Annotated in this window: 15 protein-coding genes; all 15 read right to left on the bottom strand. The window is 47.4% G+C overall.

Annotated elements, in window-relative coordinates:
- Window positions 1–29: 29 nt before the first annotated feature.
- The gene (locus tag HPL003_RS19590; protein WP_014281475.1) at window positions 30–2,114 is read right to left on the bottom strand and encodes a hypothetical protein; all 2,085 of its coding nucleotides are present in this window, start codon (window positions 2,112–2,114) and stop codon (window positions 30–32) included.
- A complete protein-coding gene (locus HPL003_RS19585) occupies window positions 2,104–3,939 on the bottom strand; it encodes an ATPase, T2SS/T4P/T4SS family (RefSeq protein ID WP_014281474.1) in 1,836 nt (611 codons plus the stop codon). The genes HPL003_RS19590 and HPL003_RS19585 overlap by 11 nt, the downstream gene beginning before the upstream one ends.
- Complete coding sequence (locus HPL003_RS19580) at window positions 3,940–4,797, bottom strand: hypothetical protein (RefSeq protein ID WP_014281473.1); 858 nt, start codon at window positions 4,795–4,797, stop codon at window positions 3,940–3,942.
- On the bottom strand, window positions 4,794–5,507 hold the full coding sequence (locus tag HPL003_RS19575) for a hypothetical protein (RefSeq protein WP_043922451.1): 714 nt from the start codon (window positions 5,505–5,507) through the stop codon (window positions 4,794–4,796). The genes HPL003_RS19580 and HPL003_RS19575 overlap by 4 nt, the downstream gene beginning before the upstream one ends.
- A 22-nt stretch (window positions 5,508–5,529) precedes the next feature.
- Window positions 5,530–6,516, bottom strand: a complete 987-nt coding sequence (locus tag HPL003_RS19570) for an SAF domain-containing protein (protein WP_014281471.1) — start codon at window positions 6,514–6,516, stop codon at window positions 5,530–5,532.
- Between the two features lie 38 nt (window positions 6,517–6,554).
- The gene (locus tag HPL003_RS19565) at window positions 6,555–8,048 is read right to left on the bottom strand and encodes a serine/threonine protein kinase (protein ID WP_014281470.1); all 1,494 of its coding nucleotides are present in this window, start codon (window positions 8,046–8,048) and stop codon (window positions 6,555–6,557) included.
- A 189-nt stretch (window positions 8,049–8,237) separates the two neighbouring features.
- Window positions 8,238–9,386, bottom strand: a complete 1,149-nt coding sequence (locus HPL003_RS19560) for a 23S rRNA (cytidine(2498)-2'-O)-methyltransferase RlmM (protein WP_238533398.1) — start codon at window positions 9,384–9,386, stop codon at window positions 8,238–8,240.
- The gene (locus tag HPL003_RS19555; protein WP_014281468.1) at window positions 9,319–10,092 is read right to left on the bottom strand and encodes an ABC transporter ATP-binding protein; all 774 of its coding nucleotides are present in this window, start codon (window positions 10,090–10,092) and stop codon (window positions 9,319–9,321) included. The genes HPL003_RS19560 and HPL003_RS19555 overlap by 68 nt, the downstream gene beginning before the upstream one ends.
- Window positions 10,089–10,403 (bottom strand): thioredoxin family protein, encoded by a 315-nt coding sequence (locus HPL003_RS19550; protein ID WP_014281467.1) that lies wholly within the window; start codon window positions 10,401–10,403, stop codon window positions 10,089–10,091. Before HPL003_RS19550 ends, HPL003_RS19555 begins: the two co-directional genes overlap by 4 nt.
- Complete coding sequence (locus tag HPL003_RS19545) at window positions 10,400–10,738, bottom strand: cyclic-phosphate processing receiver domain-containing protein (RefSeq protein ID WP_014281466.1); 339 nt, start codon at window positions 10,736–10,738, stop codon at window positions 10,400–10,402. Before HPL003_RS19545 ends, HPL003_RS19550 begins: the two co-directional genes overlap by 4 nt.
- Window positions 10,739–10,810: 72 nt before the next feature.
- Window positions 10,811–11,659, bottom strand: coding sequence for a deoxyribonuclease IV (locus HPL003_RS19540; RefSeq protein WP_193372640.1), 849 nt, complete (start codon window positions 11,657–11,659; stop codon window positions 10,811–10,813).
- Window positions 11,649–12,467, bottom strand: a complete 819-nt coding sequence (locus HPL003_RS19535) for an Fpg/Nei family DNA glycosylase (RefSeq protein ID WP_014281464.1) — start codon at window positions 12,465–12,467, stop codon at window positions 11,649–11,651. The genes HPL003_RS19540 and HPL003_RS19535 overlap by 11 nt, the downstream gene beginning before the upstream one ends.
- 73 nt (window positions 12,468–12,540) lie before the next feature.
- Window positions 12,541–13,347 (bottom strand): TIGR01457 family HAD-type hydrolase, encoded by an 807-nt coding sequence (locus HPL003_RS19530; protein WP_014281463.1) that lies wholly within the window; start codon window positions 13,345–13,347, stop codon window positions 12,541–12,543.
- Window positions 13,348–13,853: 506 nt separating this feature from the next.
- Window positions 13,854–14,786, bottom strand: a complete 933-nt coding sequence (gene rnz, locus HPL003_RS19525) for a ribonuclease Z (RefSeq protein WP_014281461.1) — start codon at window positions 14,784–14,786, stop codon at window positions 13,854–13,856.
- A 79-nt stretch (window positions 14,787–14,865) separates the two neighbouring features.
- Entirely contained in the window at window positions 14,866–18,306 is a 3,441-nt protein-coding gene (gene metH / locus HPL003_RS19520; protein ID WP_014281460.1) for a methionine synthase, read from the bottom strand.
- Window positions 18,307–18,464: the final 158 nt, after the last annotated feature.

Here is an 18,464-nt window from a genome sequence, read left to right as displayed (position 1 = left end):
TGATATCGTAATAGTCATAATAGAACTACTTACTGAATTTTTTGTATTTGCTCGTAATAGCTATCCATTTGGACAAAGCTCATACCGATCAAAGGAATGACCAAATATAAAAAGATAAGACCGTACATCGGAGCAAAACCGATCATCCTTCCCCAGATGGCCTTACTGTCTATAATTTTTTCATACTCCTGTTTTCTTTGTTCAAAATAGTAAGACATATGGGAATCCAAATCGTCGAATGCCTCTCGAATCGTAATTTTTCCCAAAGACAGATGCAGCTTGTCCACCAAGCGTTGAAATTCGGGGAGTGGCGCTTCTTCTTTCAACAAGTCAAGTGCTGCCTCAGGCCCGTGCTCATAATGAAGCAAGCATTTTTGTAAAGGTCTTTTGAAAATAACCGAAAATCGGTTCAGCCATTCCAATATTTCCTCAACAGACATTCGTTCCATGGCTCGCAAAATCGAAATGACCGTCTGAAACTGGTAAACCTCATGCCTCATATCCAAGCGCCGCATTTTTCGCTGCAAATACAATAAGAGCATAGGCATCTGATAGGCTACATACCCGGCAACCAAACTAATCAGCACTTCCCACCATTTGATGTATTCCGCGTTCCACGCTCCCAGCTTTTGCAGAATACGACGCGTATTTTCGGAAAGCTGCTCCGGAGTAGCTCTGCCACCAGAAACGTGCTCCAGCGCAGCGTACGTCTGCTCATAGGTGCTGTCCGCCCTCATTTTTAGCGCATACATCATTTTGCGGTCAATCTCACTCTGCCTTAAAGCCTCTCTCTCCTCCACCGGACTCAAACGTCCAAACATTTGTCCCGATTGCACCGGAGCGTGAAGAATATGTGTTTTCTCAGCTTCATGTAAAATAAATAACGTACTGATGCTGAGCAACAACCCTGCGATAAAAAGAGTGATTCTGCGTATGTACAGCCACTCCAGCTTGACCTCTGCACCGCTTTCCTTTAGCAGCCGGGTCAGTTGGAAATAAGAGAGCATATGCTGTCGCGGAATTAAAGCATCCACCATATTACGAATAATGGGGAAACGGTATAGCTTTTGTTCCCAGACCCGCCGTCCTTTGCCCGCACGATATCCAGTCTCGTCAGTCTGTTGCAGCTTTTGTAGCAGGAAGTAAGATACAATAATTACAATATAGACGGACAATTTTGTGATAAAGCCCCATTTCCCCTGATAAAACTCATCCATAGATGGAAAGCTGGACCTTGCCCATCTTTCGATTGGCATCGTAAAGAACACGGGTGCAAGTGCGATCACATTTAAACTTTTGAGCAGGTAGTCCAGTTTATTTCTCCGTAGCAGCTCCAGTTGGATTTCACGCGCAAGACTGCCAAGCCCCTTTAAATAAATGGAGCCTCCCTCTTCAATCCGGTCACCAAACTCCATTACCATATATGAAATACCGGCAAATGCTTTCAAAAACCGATTAGGAGCGGACTCATAGTATCTTTCCAGCGCTTCGTGCGGATCAGCGTCCGTCAACGCCTCATGAATAAGTCGCGCATGCCTTCCAGCCTCAGACCCTGCCAAATCGGCCGCCTCGGATATTGCCTCTTCCACCATGCCGTGCTGATGATAGTGATGGCGTACATTGGCGAACAATTCGATCATCTGTGCAAGCAGCCTTTTTTCCATCCGGCTAATCGCCATATCCAAAATAAGACTGTTAATCACCACTCCGCATAACAGAGCCAGTACGGCAAACTCTAGCCCCGGTTTCATCATAAGCAACACAACGCCGCTACAAACAAAAGCCACCCAGATGAACAGCGTCATTTTCATCGTCTCAAGGCGAAGTTTATATTCATCGTAGGCGTGCAAAACGGATAATTGCTTGCGTACACTTGTGATATACCCGGATGTAATAGGGAATCTCATGGCTAGCGTATACAACTTGTGCATTCCAGATTGCATTTGCTGTTGCAGGACTGCTTTTCCCTTCCGTCCCTCTCTCACAGAATGAATTCGCCCGCTGCGGATTGCATGACCATTGCGCTTACGCAGCCACCATAAAGCCATATAGAGAAGCGCAAAGCATCCGCCCGAAATGAGCAATACCCACAGTAAAATTACTTTAAGACTCATAGGCTTCCTCCCAATAGCGAGTTAGGAATATGCGAAAATCTCCGGCATCCTTGACGTTCATCTGCTCACACATTTCTTCTGCGCTTTTGACTGTTAGAGGCTCCATCGCCATATATCTCCCATTTCGATATTCCATAACATGACGATAGCTATAACTCGACGCAGAGTTGGAGCCTGAATCTGTATGATCGGAGTCGTGCGGTACACATTCCGTAATCCGTTCAATATATCGCCGTCCCTCAGCATCACGCTTGAGATGCACATCAAAGTTAATGACCTGAACGACCTGTTCCTCAGCAATACCTTCATGCTGGAACACTCCTGTTTTGAGCAGTGAATTACGAAGGGAAAACACAAGATCACGAAAGGTTTTGGCATGATGGGTAAAAATGGTGAACAGACTGGCAACCTGCGACATTTGAATCATCCATGCGGCTACCTCATCACTCGCTACTTCACCAAGGATATTGACGGTTCCATCTGTCTTTTTCTGCAAATCGAGCCCTTGTTGTCCTGAAATATGATCCGTTTCCCTAAAGGTCAGAATATTGCGGCGGCTGTAAATGCTGCGCAGATGCAGCTCAAAGGCCATTTCCTGCACACGAAGCGTATACGAAGCATAAATATGCTTGACCATCGCCATCAGCAGCGTCGTTTTACCTGAGCCTTGCGCCCCGGTGATTGCTGTGATCCGGCTGCCTTTCATTAAATAAGAAAGTAACTGTATCGGAAATTCAGCATTTTCTCCCTTAATCAATTGCTCGAGCGATGCGCTTTGAATATCGAATTTACGGACAAAGAAAGCCCACGATTCTGAAAAAGGAGGTCGTACCACAACAACCCGTGACCCATCCTTCATTTCGTTCACCTTATAACCATTTGCTTCGGAGAGCTGTCCCGGGTAGTTGTATTTGTAAATATTTTGGCACACCCTTTTAAGCTCCCGCTCTGAACCGAAGGAAAGGAACGAAAGGTGAATGGTCTTGCCTTTATAAAAAATCCACACACTCTCATAGCCATTTGCTACTGGTTCAGATGTTTGTTCGAATGTATAGTGATCAGAAGGCCAATCCGCCGATACAGGTATTCCGCCTTCCGGTACACCGCTAACGCCCCCACTGACACCGTCGATCCGCTGGTCACGAATATCATCAATGACGGAAAAGCCTTTATAGTGCTGATAAATCCGCTGTACAATAATATCTACCTTCTCCAGAAAGGAGAGAGGACGATGCTCACAATCATAGATATAGCGAATATCCTCCGCCGTGATATGATAGCTTCCATCCTCTTCACCTTGCTGTGAATACCTCATTTCCGCCAAATCATAAGTATCAAGTAAGCGTGAAAGAGCATCAACACCAAACTTTTGCTGATATTGGTAAAATACAATTTCGAATTGATCCTGTACGCTAAACAGCTCCGGTCTGGAGAATGGCATAACGCTATCGATGATCTTTTCGTTCAAGCCGTAACCGTTAATCAGCAGCTCAGCCATCAGGTTTTTAACAAAACGTTTGTCTCCACTACTGCCATTGGCACAGTCCTTTAACGCCCTGCGGAGTTCAGCCCTTTGATGGATACGCCGCCTGTACTCCTCTTCATGTAATCCGGCATCCGCCATCTGACTATGACTTAGCTCGTGCAGCGCATTTTTGATATACTCCATCAGTGCCTCCAATGTAGCATCTTCACTCTCTGGAGCTACTCGAATAGTTGAATGCCGCAAGCGAAGGCTCCCTCGGTATTTAACGATAACCAGTATGATACACAACAGAACGATGCAGGTAAGGATTAGCCCGTTGATCATTTGAGCGGACAGCATTTAAGCGCCCCTCTCCAAAGCCTTGAGCCGAAGATCGGACTCTGCCGCCTCCAGAATAGCCTTGCTAATCTGCCGTATGCTCTGTGCCCAGCCCACTGGCATAAAAAGCTTACGGTCCTTCTCTTTCCCGCTTCGTACATCCCGCTGCACATGACCTATCACGTCTCTTCGGTTCCACGCATCCATAAATTCAGTGCTATAAGGAACAGTATGGAGTGCTCCCTTGTAGCCATACCTCCTGCGAATATTCGTCACATTTGCTTGAGAATGCACATCATATTTCCCAAGCACGATCAATAGCGGCAATTCCGAGTAAGTAGATAATGGAGACACAGATTCAAAGTAGGCATCCAGCTCCCTCATATTTTGAGTTAGTGAAAGAACTGCCAGCTTGGATCGCACACATGCTTCATGCTGTACAGCTCCCCATCCCGCTCCACTCCCTGCATCAACCAGCGTCAAATCGTAATACTGATCCGCCGTATCCATCACTGCTCGTACAAGAGCAGAGGATAACAGGGGCGGAGCGACTCCAAAGCTTGAGGTCCCCTCAAGCACATCGAGAGTCTGCTCCAGTACAGGCGTCGTATAATTACGAATATTTTCTCTGGACAATGTCCCTCGCAGAGCTAATCGTGCAAGAGCATCCCAACCTCCCTCCTGAAGCTGCAAGCTTGGATCGTCCATACGATGTTCTTGTATAGGAAATCCCGTCTCTATACCGGTATGTCTGCGCCCCAAATGGGTCAGCAGCAGTCGTCCTCTATAAAGATTACCTATGGTGACGGCTATGGCAGCCGCCATGGAACTGCTTCCACTCGCTCCCTTAACCGGGCTCCAAAACAATATGGTACTCATGCTTTCCTCCTCTCTGCATGCTTTAACGCACGACGGCTCTCTTTGGGTTCCCAACCCATTAATTCTCCAATACAACGACTCAGCTCTTTCTTGTACACTCTGGACAATGGCTTAAGCTTGAGCTGTTGTTTGTGCTCATTTTCCAGCTTTAGGGCAAGGTGCCCTTCATCCCATGGCAAGACATACGGTTCCTGCTGCCAAGAGGCAGGGAAGCGGTTCATGTATTCCCACAAATACGGCTCCTCCACGCCACAATCTACGGCCTGTAAAAATAATTTGTGAAATACAAGATTTTTGGGAAATTCAGGTTGACTGAACAAACGCTCAAGCCACACCCGTCCGTTATCCATTAACATCCGGCTATAGTCACTGACCCAAATTCGTTGTTCTGCCTCTTGCCAAGCAGATATCGGACAGAAATCCGGCGACTCAACATCCAAAATAACGATGTCATAAGTCAAGCCTGCTTTCCGATCAGCCATCATACCGATATGCAGATCCTCCCAAGATGTAAAACCCGCGGCCACATCAAAATCGCCAAACTGCACAATGGGGAGGGGTTTGTCGAGCATCCCTATGCTGTACCGATACTGTCCCCGCAGCGTAGCATCCACAAGCAACACTTGTTGACCGGATGCTGCCAATATACTGCTGATGTATAACAAGGTATCGCTTTTATCACATAGCCCGGCAAATATCCAAGTTTTCATACGTTTATCCCTTTTCTCTGATTTATTTACCATATGGATCAGAGCCGCCGCTCTGCGTTAAGATGTCTGCTTGTTCTTTGGCATCCTGCCCGTTTCCATATCCGTCCCCTGTACTTGTACGCTCGCTTGAAGCTCCACCTGCATTCGCTCCCGCATGCTGTGCTGCAACTTCCTCACTCAGGCTCCTCTCTATAGGTGTCGATATAATGTTGTTTGATGCACTAAGTGCATTTTCAAGAGACTCCCGCAACTGCTTGGACAGCTTTTGTTCAGCAACGCGGATCAAATTAGGATCACTGTTCATTAACTCTAACACCTTCAAATTGGGTGGATAGGTCGGGATCGCCTTCGGCTGAAACTGCGGATCGACATACGTTAATGCATAGATAGATGCTTTATGCAGATAGGCATCAACAATTCCGCTCGAAAGCGATAATATCTCCTGCTCATTCAAAGTAACCCAGATGATCGGACCTTCCAGTTTGGAAATTCGCTTTTTGGATAGCAGAATATAATCCTGACCCGTTGGAAATTGAATGCGGATATCCACTTCGTCTCCGGCTTTCAGGCTATTTGGGAGAACCACTACCTTCAGCTCCCGGTTACGCAGGTCTTTAGGGGTGGGTTCATCGGAAGTAATCATAGCTGATGTAAGTACGGACCCTTTTTTTAGCTCAATTTTAGCCGTGGTACCGGAAGCTTCATTTTTACCCGCAACCAAATTGGCTGGAGCCTGAGAGCCAGGAACCGTGATTCCCTTCAAATCACTAGGTGTAATCTGCTCACCCGGAGAAATGTCACGAACAACAACCCAGCCCTTTTTTGCGATTCGTTGTTCTTGCTCATAACCTTTCCATTTTTGTGCGGCCTCTGCTTCAGCCTGTTTCCTGACATTATTTAATTGATGGGTGTTAATTATAAGGTAGCTTGCGAAGATAACGCCAACAATACCCGCACCAATACAACCGGCGTACAGCTTTTGCTTACTGCTTTTTCTTAGCTTGGACACACAACTTCTCCCCTGCCTTTTTGATATATACCTTTTATCTAGCGGTGACTGCGTTTGAGGAATCCGAAGCGTTTCTTTCGGGTATCGGGAATGGCTCCACGAAACATCTCATCCAGCACCTGATCCATCTCTTCGTCCTGCTCAAATGGATCGGAATGGAACGGTAAAGCAAATACTTTGTCATGATCCAATTCCTTACGCAGCCTGCGTACAGCCTCCGATGCTGCCAGCGGCAAGCAGTAATTCCATTTATGCTGTGGGTGGCGCTGAAGTGAGCGGGACAGCCCGGCTATATCCTGAATTCTCCACTCGGCTCCAGAACCGACCACTAACGGGTAATCCGCTCTCAAAAATTCTTCCAGCCGCTCATTGTCCTGCCCACTCCCCAAATCAAGCACGATAAATTGGTAAGAGCCACCCAGTAACGCAATGACATCCGCACGGGATGTTTGCCGCCAATAATGTACTCCATCTACCTCAAAGCGCCGACTTGAACTCGCTCGCCCAACGGGTACTCCGTCTACCACTTCTTGAAGCCGGGCAAATGCTTTGGCTGTACTATGCAGTTCGACCAAAGCCACTGAACGGGACCTTCGTGCCAGATAGTGGCTCACCGCAATCGCCGTGTGCGTTGCACCAGAACCAGAAGACACGCCCAGCACAGCTACAACCCTTGTACCTCTATATTCGATAGAAGCATCGCCAGCGGATACTCCTTGTTGAGCAGGTTGAAAATCTGCACTACGCCGAAGCTCCCCAATCACCTCTCCGGCAGACTGAAATCGCTCCCCTGGATGATGACGTAGCAGCTTGCGAATCACCGGAATCAAATGACGAGGTAATTCCCCACGAATATATCCTTCTACCCCGGCCGTCCACTCGCTATATTTGCCACCTGTACAGAGATACAACAACAACGCTCCCAAGCTGTACAAGTCCGAACGGGCATCCGTTTGGCCCGCTCCATATTGCTCGGGGGCTGCGAAGCCCACTGTTCCCAACTTTACCGTATCCTGATCCAGTTCAGCCTTATAGCTCCGCGCTATGCCAAAATCAATCAGCTTAAATTCCATTTCTGGTGTCAGCATAATATTAGTTGGTTTCAGATCCCGATAAATAACAGGCGACTGGCGGGTATGCAAGTAATCCAGCACATCCAATACCTGCAAAGCGAATGGAACAATTTGCTCCTGCGGGATATGTCCTTGGTAACCCTTCATATACGCTTCCAGCGTAATTCCTTCAATATAGTCCATGACCAGATATACCGCCCCGGATGGCGAATACTCGAAGAAATCAACAATTCTCGGTAATCGTGGATGGCTCAGTGAAATCAGCATCTCTGCCTCCGCCCGTACAAGCTTCATCATTTGCGGGTCGGCAACGGACTCCTTCACAGCCCATTGCTTACCTGGCAGCTTCAAATCCTCTGCCATAAACACGCTGCTCATACCTCCCGTACCCAACGTGCGGACAATCCGGTAACGCTCACCCACAATCGATCCGTATTCCAAATTCGATTGTTTTTTCATCTCTCTCCTACCTCCCTTCTATAAGCAAACAACGCAAAAAAGGGAAAGCCTACCGCAAAAACACAATCTTCATGTCACCATGAAAACGATGTTCGCGGGATGCTTTCCCTTTATTTAAACGTGATTATTATATTTTTTAAGGAACAATTTGGGTTTATTATATAGCACACCTATACCGATTGTAAAGCATTATTTTCCATACTTGATCATATACAGTGTAATCTCATCCCGGTTATGGAATAGCTGCTTGGCCCGCTGAATCTGCATGCCGGACTGCTCGAACGAAGCGATCACATCATGAATAAGCGCCAAAGGCTTTTTATGCATTAGCTTGACCGTTACGATGGCAGTACCGCCACTGCGTAAACTATACAACAAATCGGTGACGAGCCTCGCCATTTGTTTGGGACTCCAACTCATATCACAGACCAGCAGATCGAATGTATTTTCTTTGAATTTGACCTCACTCGCATTTTTACGCAAAAAAGTCAGATTGGCATACTTCATCAACGAAGGCTCCATCTTTGCCGGATCAACCGCCGTTACTTTGAGTCCACGTTCCAGCAAAAAGGAAGTCCATCCACCCGGTGCTGCCCCGATATCCAGTCCTTGATGAAAAGCGCTAAAATCAATGCCAAACGTCGCTTCTGCTTCCAACAGCTTAAATTTAGCACGAGAGATTTGTCCGTCCTCCTTCTGAAAACGAACTGCACCTCCGCTCCAGTCAGATAGATTATCCTGAGGGTGCGACACACCTGCATACCACGTATCCGTATCCGCAAAAACGGACACAATAACGTCGGCTCCCTGCACCGTAAGCTCCATGTGAAGATCACTTATTTGTTCACTCAAAGCCTGCTTGAGCGCACCTGCACTTTCAGTCCAACTGCTGTCAGCTCCTTTACGCACCTGCAAAGAAACACGCTGATCTATTAGTTCTCGGCGGTTACGGATAAAAGCAACCAAACGCTCCAGCACCTGAGCCAAATCCGTACCTTCCTCCTGAAAATGCACAGGAAATAAGTGACGCAAAAACATTGGCGGCTGACCCATAATCGTCCCCATTGCCTCACTGGCATCCGCAGGTAATGTGGCCAGAAAAATTTCACCTGGTAAAAGAATGGTGCTTTTCACAGAGCCAAACATTCTTCTAAGCTCTTCTTGGGCATAGGGTGCAAAACCATGGTTGGCAGTGCAAACAAATCTTGACGATGACAAAGCGGTTCCACCCTGTTTATCTGTACTCTTGTATAGTTCCTCCAAAATAACGTTACCCTCCAGTGCACACCCGAATCCAGGGACGTTCCCCATCCCAATCCAGCTCAACTGGAACTTCATAAGTGTACATAATCAATTCTTTCGTTAAAACCTCTTTTTTCGGCCCGGCTGCTGCCACCTTGCCATCACGGATTAGCGCCACATGGGTAAAGAGGGGGACAATCTCCTCAATATGATGGGTTACATAGACCACTGACAAATCCCGCTTGCGAAGCCGATCAATTTCAACCAGCATTTTTTCCCGTTCAAATAGATCCAATCCAGCGCAAGGCTCGTCCATAATCAGCAAGCGAGGCTCCGCCATCAGTGAACGGGCCAGCATCACCTTTTTGCGTTCTCCCTGAGATAAGGTACCCAGCGGATGATGCATCAAAGCGCCTAAATTCATCCCCTCCAGCAAAGATACGGCTTTTTCCTTTGTCTCTGTCGGAATCTCCTGATAAAAACGCAAAAAAGCATACGCTCCAGTAGCAACCACTTCCCAAACCGGATCTTTTAAAGCCAATTTCTCCAGCAACGTCTGGCTGATATATCCGATCTGCTTGCGTACTTCTCGCACGTCACACTGACCATATGTTTGTCCTAGCACCTCGACTGTCCCACGACTCGGAAACATATACCCAGTCATCATTTCCAGCAATGTTGTTTTACCAGAACCGTTACGCCCCAGAATGGCCCAGTGCTCATTTTCCCGTATGTCAAGATTCACATCGTCTAATATTCGTCTATCTTCCCGCTGCAATGTGATGTTCTTCATGGATATCATTCCACCACGCTCCTTATCCTGCTCAGCAAGTGTTCCACAGATTCCATTTTGTAGATGATTTCAGGATTTTCGTTCTCACCGTTATATAAAAGAAGTGCAGGAACACTGGAAATCCGGTACTCCTGTACCAGTTCGGGAATATAGTTAATATTGCTTTGCACCACGACTCCTTCGGGGAGCAAATGCTCTGCCACTTCCAGCATCCGCCGGGCAGCCGCGCAGGTTCCACATATGGGAGTGTACACAAACAAAGCCAGCTTGCATCCCTCCCATATGGCGCGACGCACCTCCTTTTGTCCCAACTCCTTCATCGTTCCGACTCTTGTCTGATCTCGCGCATGCGCTCCTCCGGCACCGGACCGTTATGCACGGTGACTCCTTCCGGCTTATTGGCATACAGCAGCTCATACATGGCTCGTCGGCCCTCCGCACTGGAGGAATGCAAATAAATTTCACGCGGATACAACTTCTTCCCTGCAATGGCAGCAGCCACATCTTTCCCCGTTGGCTGACCCGGTCCCAAATCATAATCCAGCGATAGCACCGAAATCGGATATTCATGAAGCAGTAACAAACATTCCTCCGCATCCCTTGCCAGCTTAAAGCCCGGAGGACAAGGCCGATAATCGTCCATAAACAAATGCATCAACATCTCCTCCTTCTCCCATGAATGTAAGCTTCATAAGCCTCAAAGATGAAGATCATCCTTCAGACCGTTTTACTGCCAGCTTTGGATCATTTGAATATCTTCGCGATGTGTCCCATCAGGTCCCGTTTCGCTTTCCAAAACGACGGGAATGCCCCTTACTGGCTCCTGTTCCGTCATCCAGCGCATACCCTCCAGACCAATACATCCCTGCCCGACACGCGCATGTCTGTCTTTTTTGGAGCCATACGGGTATTTGGAATCGTTCAAATGAACTCCGCACAGGGCCGGCCAATAGCCGAGACAGTCCCCTTTTTCGATCAACGCCTCATCACTTCCACCGTTCCATAATCCTGCTGCATACGCATGACAGGTATCCAGACAAAAGCCGATGCTGTCAGGATATTGACACAACTGGCGAATTTGCACCATTTCCTCCAGCGTAGTCCCCATCGGACCGTGATCCCCCGCCTGATTTTCAATCAGTATTTTAGCTTTTCCCTGCCATCCTTCCAGCACATCATCAAGACAACCAATGATATTTCGATAGCCCTCCAGCGGATCAGACGCATGGGTATGCCCAAAATGAACGACAATCCCCTTTGAACCACAGGCTTCAGCGATATCCAGATCGTTTCGCAATGAAGCAACTGTCAGCTCATAAAGCTCCTGTCCGCGTTCGCACCCGTAGGCTGGATTAACGGGATATGGAGAGTGGCCAATAGATTGGATTTCATGCTTTAAACAGTAAGCATTGCAAGCAGCCGCATCCGCAGCATTCCATTCCTTCAGCCTAAGACTACGTGGATTTTTCGGAAAATATTGAAAAGAGCGTCCACCCTGCTCTCGTGCACGTATAGCCGCTTTGGAAAAACCGCCTCGCGTACTAACATGAGAGCCGATTAGCAGTTTAGGCATCATGCTGCTGTACCGGGCAATAAAAAGCTTTTTTTCCCGCCAGCTCAACCCGCACAATTTTCCCGCCACTTGGAGATTCTTCTCCTTCACGGTCATACACCCGACACTGATGATCAAAGCCGCCCGTTAGCGTATCCCCCTCCATCAGAGGCATTTCTATATAACCGCCTTCCGCAGTAGCTTCACGAAGCACGGATTGCGTAGCATGATACAGCTTTTCCACTTTTTCTGGCGATTGTACGATGTTTTGTACTTTAGAACCTGGTGTAAATCCAGCGATATAAGCAATTTCGTCCGAATAACAATTGCCGATACCGGAAAAAACATGCTGATTCACCAGTGTTGTTTTCAAAATACCCCGACGTCCCTTCAGACGTGCTGTGAACTTTTCCAATGTCATACGACGATCCAGCGGATCAGGTCCGAGGTCAGACATCGCCTCTTCTGTTTCTTTAGCCGTCAGCAAGTGCAGGTAACCTAAGCGCAGCCCAATAAAATAAAGCTTTACTCCACTAAAATCCAGTTCAATTTGAACCGTGCGATCAGGACGCTGCTCCTCTGTCCCCAGGTACAGCAGTCCTCCCAGCATCAGATGCAGCACAAGCCGCCCACCCGTGTTCAGATGAAAAATCAAGTGCTTGCCTCGACGCTCCATATATACAACGGTTGTTCCCAGCAATTTCTTTTCAAACGTTTCCACTTCGGTATTAATGGATTTCACACGGTTAACCTTCACTCCGGTAATCGGAATGTCCAAAATTTGTTTTGACAATAGCGTTCTGTAGTTCTCCATCTCAGGAAGTTCCGGCATGTCAACATCTTTCCTTTCGTAGCTGCAAATAGCTTTTGATTCTTGCAGATTTTTTTAAAATGTATATTTACTATTACTTAAACTCTTCTTGGAGCCAATCCTGCAATTCATCCAGATTGTCAAATATCAGATCAGGTTTTACTCCAACGGCACGCATATGTCCGTCCATATTAGCGCGGGTCGAAACACCCGATAGTATCAGAGCTGTTTTGCAACCTGCCGCCGCACCTGCCGCAATATCGGTAAGCATATTATCGCCCACAACCAGAGCTTCATCCGCTCTAATGTTCAAGCGATCCAACGCATAGTTCATTAACACGCTTGAAGGTTTACCGATGACGACGGGTTTTACCTGTGATGCCGCCTCAATCGCAGCTCCAATCGTTCCTGCCCCCGGCGTGAGTCCATCTTGTGAAGGTAATTGGAGATCCGGGTTTGTCAAAATAAAAGTGGCTCCTTCCCGAATCCATCGCATAGCAGCAACCAGCTTATCATATGTAAATTGGCGATCTATTCCCTGAACCACATAATCAGGATGATCCTCAACAAGCTGCAATCCGGCATCCGTAAGCGCCTGACGTAATCCCGTTTCACCAATACAATATACTCGTGCTCCAGGACCTTGCTGTGCAACATATTGTGCAGCTGCCAGCGCCGAAGTACATACTTCATCGCTAACCGCTTCAATTCCCATACTTACCAAATGCTCAGCCACCGACTCAGGTGTGCGTGAAGCATTGTTCGTAACATAGGCGTAAGGTATCTGGTTCGTGCGCAATTGGGATATGAGCAGATCCGCACCCTTGATCATCCGGTCCCCATGATACAATGTTCCATCCAGATCAATCAGTAACGATTTTATCGTAATTCCCTCCCGCACTTCAAATCAATTCATCATAACATTGAAATTATAATTCATCCCATGAATGATGTTCACCCTCTTATTTAACCACCTTAACCATTCAGGTTATAAAATAAGTCGGCCCTTTCATTCCATCTTATCTATCTTAAGTCAAAAATACATATGAAGTCCATGAATTGCTGGTAAACCATGCAAAATAGTGCCATTCCTCGCTAAAAGCCGTCGCTTTCCCATTGAATAAGCTTACATCTCCGTCGAAATCCATCGAAGATGCCTAGTCTTCAAAGGAAATTTCCCGTATTTCCTGAGCCTGCTCAAAATACAAACCCCTTAAAATTCGATATATAGAAAACCGAATATGACATGCCTCCATATGTGGTATTACAAATTCTTTCGGTTCCCCCATATGTCGTCCTCATCTCTTGTCGCATTCTGCGCTTTCCCGGAAAATAATTTCACAGGAAAAACAAAGGCACCGGAGCAAGCCCCGGCACCCATACACGTCTATCTTCTACAACTACCGTTTATGAACCGATGTCGGGCACTGGTAACAACACATGCTGCTCCGCCAGCAATGAATTGGGGAATACTCTCCGCGCTTCCTCCAACAACGGATGGAGCTGCTCCTGATCTTTATATCTGGAACTAAAATGCGTCATGATCAACTGAGCCGCACCTGCCGCTTTTGCTGCTTCCGCAGCCTGGAGCGCCGTACTATGATGATATTCATACGCCGTATTTGCCAGCTCATGCAGAAAAGTGGCTTCATGAACGACAACCGTTGCATCCTGAGCCAGTACTACGGTATTCGGGCAAGGTCGAGTGTCACCGAGAATGGTAATAATACGTCCTTTTTTCGGTGTACCCAATACATCCTGAGGATGAAGCATGACTCCCCCCTCCACCTCTACGCTTTCTCCACGCTTCAGCTTACCATACACCGGGCCGGGCTTGATTCCGTATCGCTCCAGCAGCTCCTGATTGAGCTTCCCAGGCTTATCCATCTCTACAATACGATAGCCATAGCTGTCAATACGATGATCCAGCAGAGCCGATTCTACCCGAAATTGCCCGTCATCAAACAACAGCCCCCCCGTATGCTCCACAATATCTAGTTGGTAGTTGATACGAGATTGGCTGATTCCCAGCGATAATTCGATGTACTGTTTGAGTCCTAGCGGCCCGTATACCGTCAGCGGTGTCGTACCTCCCTGATACGCCCTGCTCGACAGTAGACCCGGCAGACCAAAGAGATGGTCTCCATGCAAATGGGTAATGAATATTTTTTCAAGCCTGCTTAGCTTAAGCGGCGAACGTAGTACCTCCTGCTGAGTTCCTTCGCCGCAATCAAACAACCACATGCTTCTTCGTTCCTCCAGCAAACGGAGTGCGATAGACGTCACGTTTCGCTGGATCGTAGGCACACCTGCATTCGTGCCGAGAAAATAAAATTCCATGACTTTAACCTTCTTCCTGCTGACCAGCAAAAAACCTCCGAAGCTCGGAGGGTCTTCACTATCCCATCTGATAAAGGTGTTATACCTTTTCGACGTTAAAATACTGCGCCTGAGGGTGGCTGAACACCATGGCTGATACAGAAGCCTCCGGTTCCATCATAAACCCTTCTGTCAGTTCAACGCCAATATCCTCAGGTTTCAACAGCTGGAACAATGGCCCCTGATCCTCCAGATCAGGACATGCCGGATAGCCAAAAGATACCCGTATACCCTGATATCTAGCCCCATGCCGCTGTTTCATCGTCATGTCTGCCGAGTCTGGGAAGCCCCAACTGTCCCTTATAATATGATGAAGCCGCTCGGCGAGTCCTTCTGCCACTTCCAGTGCTACCGACTGAAGTGCATGAGAGCGTAAGTAATCCCCTTTTTCTTTCCATTGGGTGGAAAGCTGTTGAATACCATGACCCGCCGTAACGACCATGAAACCTACATAATCCATAACTCCGGATTCCACCGATTTCAAGTAGTCAGCCAGACATAAATAAGGCTCTACTTGTTGACGCGGAAACGTAAATGTGTGCAGTACCTTGCTCACATCTGATGGATCATAAATCAAAATCTGATCTCCCTGTGACTGCGCCGGGAAGAAACGATATACAGCATGTGCCTGAATAATTCCATCCGTAACGGCTTCAAACATGATGCTATCTACAGTTTCCTTCAACTGAGTCGCTTTCGGATTCCCCGAAGCCAGCAATTGCTCAACATTTCCTTTTAATCCAAGATGGTGCCCCATCAGCATCTGCATATTCACATACGGCAAAATATAATTGAGCGGATAGTTACGCAGTACATGACGATCCGTATCCGGCGGAATATAGACGGGCAAATCCTGAGCTATTTTAGAGCGAACAGCCCGGGTAAGTTTCGGCAACGGCTTGGCTTCCACGACCGTCGCGGCTTCCGCTTCCCGTTCAGCCTCCATTTCCTCAGCCATTTTCTTGCGGGACTCAGGATTCATAAGCTTGTTAGCTATGTCCAAACCATCCATTGCATCCTTCGCATAGACAACCATTCCGTCATACTCGGGACGGATACGGTTTTTCGTAAACTTACGCGTCAAAGCAGCTCCGCCAACCATAATCGGGATATCAATATTCGCATTTTTCAAATCCTGTGCAGTCAACACCATCTGTTGAGCCGATTTAACAAGCAAACCAGATAAGCCAATCGCGTCGGCCTTTTCTTCACGGTAAGCCTCAATAATGCGTTCTGGTGGTACTTTTATACCCAGATTTACAATATGGTAACCATTGTTGGATAGAATAATTTCCACCAGGTTTTTACCGATATCATGCACATCACCTTTGACCGTAGCCAGCAAGATCTTTCCTTTTACCGAGGATTCATTTTTTTCCATATACGGTTCCAAGTAAGCTACCGACGCCTTCATAACTTCAGCGCTTTGCAGCACCTCTGCGACGATCAATTCGTTATTGTTAAACAGCCGACCTACTTCTTCCATCCCCTTCATCAGCGGGCCATTAATAATCTCCAGCGAGGAATATTTGGCTAGCGCTTGCTCCAGATCCGGAATCAGTCCCTCCTTACTACCCTCCACTACATAGGAAGCCAGCCGCTCTTCGAGCGAGAGGTTGGACACCTTCTCTTTTTTCTCCACTTTCTTATTACGGAAAGCAGCCACAAAAGCGGATAAAGTATCGTCGTTCGTTTTATAAATCAAGTCTTCGGCGAGCTTCCGTTCATGCTCGGGTATCGAAGCATAACGTTCGAGCTTCTCTGTATTTACAATCGCATAGTCCAAGCCTGCTTTGGTACATTCGTATAGATAAACGGAATTGAGCACTTCACGACCCGCCTCCGGCAAACCAAAGGACACGTTACTAATACCCAGAATGGTGTGAACTCCTGGAAGTGCTTCTTTAATAATCCGAATACCCTCAATCGTTTCCTTGGCCGAACCGATGTATTGCTCATCACCTGTTCCTACGGGAAATACGAGCGTATCAAAAATAAGATCCTCGGGTGCCAGACCGTAACGGTTCACCAGCAGATCATAGGAACGCTTGGCCACCTCAAGCTTATCCTCACGTGAAATAGCCTGACCGCGTTCATCAATGGTTCCAACAACAACAGCCGCGCCGTATTTATGAATAAGGGGTGCCATTTTCTCAAATTTCTCTTCGCCGTCCTCCAAATTAATGGAGTTAATGATCGCCTTCCCTTGCGAATATTGCAAGGCGGTATCAATGACCTGGATATCCGTGGTATCAATCACGAGAGGGACCTTTACCTTATTCACAACCAGCTTCAAAAAGGCTTCCATATCCGTCATTTCATCACGGTCCGGGTCCTGTACACAAATATCTATGACATGTGCCCCACTCTTTACCTGAGCGCGGGCAATTTCAGATGCCTCTTCATATTTGCCTTCCACGATCAAACGCTTGAATTTGCGGGAGCCGAGAACATTCGTTCGTTCACCAACCATATAGGGACGATTTTCCTGTTCAATATATACAGGCTCAATGCCGGATACGGCCGGTGGGTGATGACCTTCCAGCGGACGAGGCTCAAACTGCGCCATACTTTCACTCATAACCCGTATATGCTCAGGCGTGGTCCCGCAGCACCCCCCTGCAATATTCAGCCAGCCTTTTTCGGCGAAAGCGGCCATTTTACGGGCCAATGAATCAGGTGATTCATGATATTGGCCGTTTTCATCGGGCAGACCTGCGTTTGGATAACAGCTAATCGCTGCTGAGGACATGTCAGAGAGAGAGCGAATGTGATCTCGCATAAACTCCGGCCCTGTAGCACAATTCAGCCCGATCGACACCGGGTGCAAGTGTTCAAGCGATATGCAGAAGGATTCGATATTTTGCCCTGCCAACGTCGTTCCCATCGGCTCGATCGTTCCCGAAATCATTATGGGAAGCTCTATACCCGTCTTCTCAAAAGCCTGCCGAATTCCAATACTTCCGGCTTTGACGTTAAGCGTATCCTGCGACGTCTCCAAAAGCAGAGCATCCACGCCGCCTTCAATCAGCGCCAATGCCTGCTCTTCATAGCTCTCGATCAGTTCTGCAAACGTAACACCACCTGTCACGGATAATGTTTTCGTCGTCGGTCCCATAGCCCCTACAACAAAACGAGGCTTGTCCGCAGTACTATACTTATCCGCCGCGTTACGCGCCAGTTTAGCTGCTACCAGGTTAATCTCACGGGCGCGCTCCGGTATATCGTAATCCGCCAAAACGACGGATGTCGCTCCAAAAGTGTTCGTTTCAATCAGGTCTGATCCGGCCTCCAAGTATGCTTCATGTATCCCTTGAATAACATCCGGTCTGGTTAAGACCAACATCTCGTTGCAGCCTTCGAGCTCTTCCCCGCCAAAATCGTCGGGGGAAAGATCCTCTTGCTGGATCATGGTACCCATAGCCCCGTCAAGAATGAGTATTCTTCGTTGTAATGCATCCTGTAAGCTAACTTTATCCAAAATCTCTTCACCCCCGCAAAACGTTAAATCCTAGTTTAGCAGAAACCGTATCATTTAGATAGATTGAAGTAAAAACATACGTTTTATACGGCTTCTCTGTACAAAAACAACTCTCGGATATTCATTTTTACAGTTTGCAGCATAATAAGACATACTTA

This window comes from Paenibacillus terrae HPL-003, from assembly GCF_000235585.1.
In the GTDB taxonomy this organism is placed as follows: domain Bacteria; phylum Bacillota; class Bacilli; order Paenibacillales; family Paenibacillaceae; genus Paenibacillus; species Paenibacillus terrae_B.
The sequence above is the reverse complement of the archived record's forward strand: the minus strand, read 5'-3'. Positions and strand labels throughout refer to the sequence as shown.

Excerpts from the sequence above, each read along its gene's own strand:
- HPL003_RS19555 (WP_014281468.1), bottom strand. The coding sequence starts at position 10,092 with ATGATATCCATGAAGAACATCACATTGCAGCGGGAAGATAGACGAATA.
- HPL003_RS19545 (WP_014281466.1), bottom strand. The coding sequence starts at position 10,738 with ATGCATTTGTTTATGGACGATTATCGGCCTTGTCCTCCGGGCTTTAAG.
- HPL003_RS19560 (WP_238533398.1), bottom strand. The coding sequence starts at position 9,386 with ATGAAGTTCCAGTTGAGCTGGATTGGGATGGGGAACGTCCCTGGATTC.
- HPL003_RS19580 (WP_014281473.1), bottom strand. The coding sequence starts at position 4,797 with ATGAGTACCATATTGTTTTGGAGCCCGGTTAAGGGAGCGAGTGGAAGC.
- HPL003_RS19590 (WP_014281475.1), bottom strand. The coding sequence starts at position 2,114 with ATGAGTCTTAAAGTAATTTTACTGTGGGTATTGCTCATTTCGGGCGGA.
- rnz (WP_014281461.1), bottom strand. The coding sequence starts at position 14,786 with ATGGAATTTTATTTTCTCGGCACGAATGCAGGTGTGCCTACGATCCAG.
- HPL003_RS19540 (WP_193372640.1), bottom strand. The coding sequence starts at position 11,659 with ATGATGCCTAAACTGCTAATCGGCTCTCATGTTAGTACGCGAGGCGGT.
- HPL003_RS19535 (WP_014281464.1), bottom strand. The coding sequence starts at position 12,467 with ATGCCGGAACTTCCTGAGATGGAGAACTACAGAACGCTATTGTCAAAA.
- HPL003_RS19575 (WP_043922451.1), bottom strand. The coding sequence starts at position 5,507 with ATGAAAACTTGGATATTTGCCGGGCTATGTGATAAAAGCGATACCTTG.
- HPL003_RS19585 (WP_014281474.1), bottom strand. The coding sequence starts at position 3,939 with ATGCTGTCCGCTCAAATGATCAACGGGCTAATCCTTACCTGCATCGTT.
- HPL003_RS19550 (WP_014281467.1), bottom strand. The coding sequence starts at position 10,403 with ATGAAGGAGTTGGGACAAAAGGAGGTGCGTCGCGCCATATGGGAGGGA.
- HPL003_RS19565 (WP_014281470.1), bottom strand. The coding sequence starts at position 8,048 with ATGAAAAAACAATCGAATTTGGAATACGGATCGATTGTGGGTGAGCGT.